The sequence below is a fragment of the Motilimonas sp. 1_MG-2023 genome (genome assembly GCF_030547455.1).
Lineage (GTDB): Bacteria > Pseudomonadota > Gammaproteobacteria > Enterobacterales > CBDFNC01 > Motilimonas.
The window spans coordinates 1-1242 of sequence record NZ_JAUOPX010000100.1 but is presented as its reverse complement, the minus strand read 5'-3'; the positions used below and the strand labels follow the sequence as shown (position 1 = coordinate 1242).

Annotated in this window: 1 protein-coding gene; it reads left to right on the top strand. The window is 44.8% G+C overall.

Annotated elements, in window-relative coordinates; all coding sequences use genetic code 11:
- Positions 1 to 61 precede the first annotated feature (61 nt).
- Positions 62 to 1212, top strand: a protein-coding gene (locus Q4519_RS21570; RefSeq protein WP_303515974.1) for an IS3 family transposase whose coding sequence is annotated in 2 segments (ribosomal slippage) — positions 62 to 305 and positions 305 to 1212 — 1152 coding nt in all. Because the reading frame shifts where the segments join, the coding sequence is not laid out codon by codon here.
- Positions 1213 to 1242 lie beyond the last annotated feature (30 nt).

Genomic DNA, 1242 nt, shown 5'->3' with positions numbered 1-1242 from the left:
TGATCCCTACCACTACTTTTAGACACACCACTAAGTAAGTACAATCACCATTGAGGTACTTATGAAAACAAATAAACCACGTAAAGCTCATACCACTGAATTTAAACAAGAAGCCGTTCAGCTAGCGGCTAAAATCGGTGTTGCTGCGGCCGCTAGAGACCTCGGCGTCTATGAGTCGCAGATCTATGATTGGCGCAACAAGCTCCAGCAAAAGAAAAGCTCAAGTCAACGGGAAGCAGATCTCGCTGCCGAGGTCGCCAAACTAAAACGTCAATTAGCCGAGCAAGCGGAGGACTTAGCCATATTAAAAAAGGCGGCTACCTACTTCGCGAAGAATCAAAAATAAAGCGATTCAAATTCATTCAAGCGCACCAAGGCGTGTTTAATATATCACGTATGGCTTTGGTGCTTAGGGTGTCGCGAAGTGGGTTTTATCATTGGCTTAAATTTGGTAGGCAACCGAGCCAGCGAGCTCTGCTTCAACAGCAGCGAGATGAGCAAATACAGCAGATTTTTGCTGATTCAAAACAACGTTATGGTGCCACTCGCATTCAAGTTGAAATGAAGGATAATCATCAAGCTACATGTATTAAGACCATCAGCGATAGCATGAGACGCCAATGCTTAGCAGCCAAGGCAGCTCGTAAGTTTAAGGTGACGACGGACAGCAATCATCAACTGCCAGTTGCGCCTAATCTACTTGAGCGCGATTTTACGGCCACGGCACCGAATCAGAAGTGGGTAACGGACATTACCTATTTATGGACCAGCGAAGGCTGGATTTATTTAGCCGTTATTATCGACCTATTTTCTAGAGCGGTGATTGGCTGGTCAATGAGTCCTAACATGAAAGCAGATCTCGTGTGTGATGCGTTAAAGATGGCCATTTTCCGTAGAGGGCGGCCAAAAGGCGTTATCGTTCATAGCGATCGCGGCAGCCAGTATTGCTCAGGGGACTTCCGTGATTTGCTGAAAAAGTATGAATTACAGCAAAGCATGAGCCGAAAAGGGAATTGTTGGGATAACGCATGTGCCGAAAGTTTCTTCCATTCATTGAAAGTAGAAGCAATTCATGGCGAGCCAATTATGGATCGTAAAACAATGCGCCAAGCGGTATTTGAATACATTGAAGTTGATTACAATAAAACGAGAAGGCATAGTGCGAATGGCTATGTCAGTCCAGAAGCATTTGAACTAAAGAACATTGCTTAGTGACGTGTCCAGTTTTAGTGCTAGGGATCA